Annotated in this window: 1 pseudogene; it reads left to right on the forward strand. The window is 56.2% G+C overall.

The annotated features are described in order from the left end of the window. A pseudogene (locus tag H6B10_RS15200) lies at positions 1–512 on the forward strand (aspartate--ammonia ligase); the annotation flags it as partial.

The raw sequence follows: 512 nt of genomic DNA on the forward strand, positions 1-512 counted from the left end.
CGTGCGCGATATTGTGGATGCAGTTTGCGCCACATCTGACGAACTGCGCTGGAAATTCCCTGCTCTGAAAAAAATCCATCTGACCCGCGAAGTGACCTTTATTACCACCCAGGAGCTGGAAGACATGTATCCCGGTCTAACCCCTAAAGAGCGGGAAAACGCCTTTGCCAAAGAACACGGCACCGTCTGCATCATGCAGATTGGCGGCAAACTGAAAAGCGGAAAACCTCATGACGGCCGCGCTCCCGACTATGATGACTGGACTTTGAACTGTGATATTTTGTTCTGGCACAAACCGTTGGGCTGTGCGCTGGAACTGTCCAGCATGGGTATCCGTGTTGACGCCGATGCTATGCGCCGCCAGCTGGCGGAAGCCGGCTGCCCGGAACGCGCGGAACTCCCCTTCCACAAAATGCTGCTGGATGGCTCGTTGCCCTTGACCATGGGTGGCGGTATCGGCCAGAGCCGCCTTTGCATGCTGCTGCTTGGCAAGGTACATGTAGGCGAGGTCC

The sequence above is a fragment of the Gemmiger formicilis genome (genome assembly GCF_016901605.1).
GTDB lineage: Bacteria > Bacillota > Clostridia > Oscillospirales > Ruminococcaceae > Gemmiger > Gemmiger formicilis_B.